The following is a 3,452-nucleotide window of genomic DNA, read 5'->3' on the forward strand; positions in this document are numbered from 1 at the left end:
GGCCCGGCGTGAACCGGGCCACCGCCGAACGCGTCAGCTCTCGTCGCCGCCGTAGGTGTGCGGGGCGAGCGTGCCGACGAACGGCAGGTTGCGGTACCGCTCCGCGAAGTCGAGGCCGTAGCCGACGACGAACTCGTTGGGGATGTCGAAGCCGACCCACTTGACGTCGATGTCGACCTTGGCGGCGTCCGGCTTGCGCAGCAGCGTCACGACGTCCAGGGAGGCGGGCTCCCGCGACCCGAGGTTCGACAGCAGCCAGGACAGCGTCAGGCCGGAGTCGATGATGTCCTCGACGATCAGGACGTGCTTGCCCTTGATGTCGGTGTCGAGGTCCTTGAGGATGCGGACCACGCCGGAGGACTGGGTGCCGGCGCCGTAGGAGGAAACGGCCATCCAGTCCATGGTCACGTGCGAGGACAGCGCCCGGGCGAGGTCCGCCATCACCATGACGGCGCCCTTCAGCACCCCGACGAGCAGGACGTCGCGGCCCGCGTACTCCTCGTCGATGGCGGCCGCCAGCTCGGCGAGCTTGGCGTCGATCTCTTCCTTGGTGATGAGCACCGACTTGAGGTCGTCGCCCAGATCCTTCTCTAGCACCCTCGCCACTCTCTGCTGGTCCTGCGCGGCCCGCCGTTGTCCCGGCGGCTGGCCAACGGGCCGGACCGCCCGGTCGGGGTCCGGCGGCGGCTGCCCGATGGCCGGGTCGTCCGCCGCCGCCCGTCATCGGCGGCCGGCCTGCTCCAGCACCAGTCTGCCACCCTGCCTGCGAGCCTCGACACGCCCCGGCAGGTTCAGCGGGCGCTGCCCCCGCCACGCGGTGATCAGCCGGTCGGTCTCCTCGATGTGGCGGGCGAACAGGGAGCCCGCGGGGGCGCCCGCGGCGATGGCGGCACGGCGCAGCACCCGGCGGCGGACGGCGGGCGGCAGGGCGTGCAGCGCGGCGATGTCGAGCGTGCCGTCGGGGCGGGTCGCCATGCGTTCGGCCTGCTGCGCCCAGGCGTCGAGGGCGTCGGCGTCGTCCCGGGCGAGCTGGGCGGTGCGGGCCAGCGCCTCGGTGACCCCGGGGCCGAGGGCCTGCTCCAGCGCCGGCAGGGCGTGGGAGCGGACGCGGGAGCGGGTGTAGGCCGGGTCGCTGTTGTGGGGGTCCTCCCACACGGGCAGTCCCAGCTCGGCGCAGGCGCGGCGGACGGTCTCCCGGTCCAGGGTGAGGAACGGTCGGACGTAGCGGCCGTGGGCGCGGTCGGCGCCCGCTCCGGCCGTGCGGGAGGCCATCCCCGCCAGGGAGCGGGTGCCGGAGCCGCGTGCGAGGCCGAGGAGCACCGTCTCGGCCTGGTCGTCCCGGGTGTGGCCGAGAAGGACGGCGGCGGCGCCGTGGTGGTCGGCGGCGGCGTCGAGCGCGGCGTAGCGGGCGGTGCGGGCGGCGGCCTCGGGACCGCCGCCGCGGCCGACCTCGACGGTGGCGACGTCGACGGGTTCCAGGCCGAGGGCGGTCAGCCGCGCGGCGACCTCGTGGGCGCGGGCGGCGGAGCCGTCCTGGAGGCCGTGGTCGACGGTGACGGCGCCGGCGCGCAGGCCGAGGCGGGGCGCCTCGAAGGCGAGGGCGGCGGCGAGGGCGGTGGAGTCGGCGCCGCCGGAGCAGGCGGCGAGGACGAGGGGGGCGTCGCGGTGCGGGTCGCGTGCGGCCGGGACGTCGACACCGGAGGTCGCCGCGCGGGACCGCGCGTCCGGCACGACCTCCGGCGGGAGCGGGCCCGGGAGGGGGGACGCATGATGCGGGTGCGGGGCGGGTACGCCGTTGGGTGCCGGCGGTGCCGCGGGGTGGTCGGCGCCCGGGCTCGGGCGCAGCAGTTCCTGCAGGGTGCGGCGAACCGCCAGGCGTATCGCCGCGACCGCGGGATGGGGACCCATGTCCTGATCACTTCCTCGAGGAGGGCCAAGTCACGCTGAGTGCGTACAGCGTGACAGAGGTGGGCGGCTCCCCGAGCATCGCACGCCCACTCTCGGGCCCACGGTCCCTCGTACGGGTGATCACGGCGCTCATCTCATGACGCGGAGCCCGTCGGCCGGACGCGCGCGACCCATTCCCGGGGGTCGGCGATCTCGGCGTGCGTGGGAAGGGTGTTGGGCGATGTCCACACCTTGTTGAAGCCCGCCATGCCGACCTCCTCGACCACGGTCCGCACGAAGCGCTCGCCCTCGCGGTACTGACGCAGCTTGGCGTCCATGCCGAGGAGGCGGCGGAGCACGCGGTCGACGCGGCCGGCGCCCGCCTCGCGGCGCTTGGTGAACTTCTCGCGGATCTCCGCGACGGAGGGCACGACCTGGGGCCCGACGCCGTCCATCACGAAGTCGGCGTGCCCTTCCAGCAGGGACATGACGGCGGTGAGCCGTTCGAGGATCTCGCGCTGGCGGGGGGTCTGCACGAGGTCGGCCAGGCCGCCGTCGCCCTTGCCCGACTCGCCCTTGCCCGGCTCACCCGTGCCCGGCTCGCCCGTGCCCGGCTCGCGCGTGCCGCCGGTGCCCGGCTCGGTGCTGTCGCCGTCGCCGGTGGCCGTGCCGGTGCCGGTGCCGGTGCCGGTGCCGGCGGTTCCGGCGGGCTCGCCGCTGGTCTCGTCGCCGCGGCCGGTGAGCGACTGCGCGGCCTGGCGCAGCCGGTCGAGGAAGGTCGCCGGGTCGATGTCCGCCTCCGCGATGAACGCCTGGATCTCGTTCTCGAGGTGGTCCCGCAGCCAGGGGACGGCGGTGAACTGGGTGCGGTGCGTCTCCTCGTGCAGGCAGACCCAGAGACGGAAGTCGGTGGGGTCGACGGCGAGTTCCCGCTCGACGTGGACGATGTTCGGCGCGACGAGCAGCAGCCGTCCGCCGCGCGCCCCGCCGGGCAGCCCGGGGGTGGCGGGGGCGAAGGTCTCGTACTGGCCGAGGACGCGGGAGGAGAGGAACGACAGCAGCATGCCGAGCTGCACGCCGGTGATCTTGGAGCCGACGGCGGAGAACGCGGCGCCGCCCGGGACGCCGGCGCGACGCTCGGCGACCCGCTCGCCGAGCGGGCCGAGCAGCGTGCGGAAGCCGGCGGCGTTGGCGCGGACCCAGCCGGGGCGGTCCACGACGAGGACGGGGGTGTCGTCGCCGACGGCGGTCAGTCCGGTGTAGGCGCGCACGTGCTGTTCGGACGCCTTGGCGTGGCGGCGGAGCTCGGCGACGACGCCGCGGGCCTCCTCGCGGGTCACCTCCGGGCCCGGTCGGCTCATCCGGGCGGCGGTGGCCACGGCGAGGTTCCAGTCGACCAGTTCAGCTCCACCGATTCGCGTCATGCCTCCCACCGTACGTGGCCGCGCGCGGGTCTGACAGGGAACGCCGGGCCCGGGGGTCGGGCGGGCACGCGCCCCCGGGCCCGGGGTGGGCGGCGGCGGTGCGGCCGAGCCGGCCCCGGGCAGTGACGGGCGGGGCAGGGC

Annotated in this window: 3 protein-coding genes; all 3 read right to left on the reverse strand. The window is 75.7% G+C overall.

All coding sequences use genetic code 11. The annotated features are described in order from the left end of the window. Positions 1-33: 33 nt before the first annotated feature. The 3 genes from hpt to HCN52_RS22880 all read right to left on the reverse strand — a co-directional run bounded on the left by hpt (position 34) and on the right by HCN52_RS22880 (position 3,311). Positions 34-597, reverse strand: a complete 564-nt coding sequence (gene hpt / locus HCN52_RS22870; protein WP_168090333.1) for a hypoxanthine phosphoribosyltransferase — start codon at positions 595-597, stop codon at positions 34-36. A 123-nt stretch (positions 598-720) separates the two neighbouring features. Next, positions 721-1,908, reverse strand: a complete 1,188-nt coding sequence (gene tilS / locus HCN52_RS22875; RefSeq protein WP_168090334.1) for a tRNA lysidine(34) synthetase TilS — start codon at positions 1,906-1,908, stop codon at positions 721-723. Between the two features lie 134 nt (positions 1,909-2,042). Then, positions 2,043-3,311, reverse strand: a complete 1,269-nt coding sequence (locus tag HCN52_RS22880; RefSeq protein ID WP_168090335.1) for an Rv3626c family coenzyme F420 biosynthesis-associated protein — start codon at positions 3,309-3,311, stop codon at positions 2,043-2,045. Positions 3,312-3,452: the final 141 nt, after the last annotated feature.

Source organism: Streptomyces bohaiensis (assembly GCF_012033785.1).
Lineage (GTDB): Bacteria > Actinomycetota > Actinomycetes > Streptomycetales > Streptomycetaceae > Streptomyces > Streptomyces bohaiensis.

Bases quoted from the DNA above. Each gene is read 5' to 3' on its own strand.
- tilS (WP_168090334.1), bottom strand. From the start codon at position 1,908: ATGGGTCCCCATCCCGCGGTCGCGGCGATACGCCTGGCGGTTCGCCGC.
- HCN52_RS22880 (WP_168090335.1), bottom strand. From the start codon at position 3,311: ATGACGCGAATCGGTGGAGCTGAACTGGTCGACTGGAACCTCGCCGTG.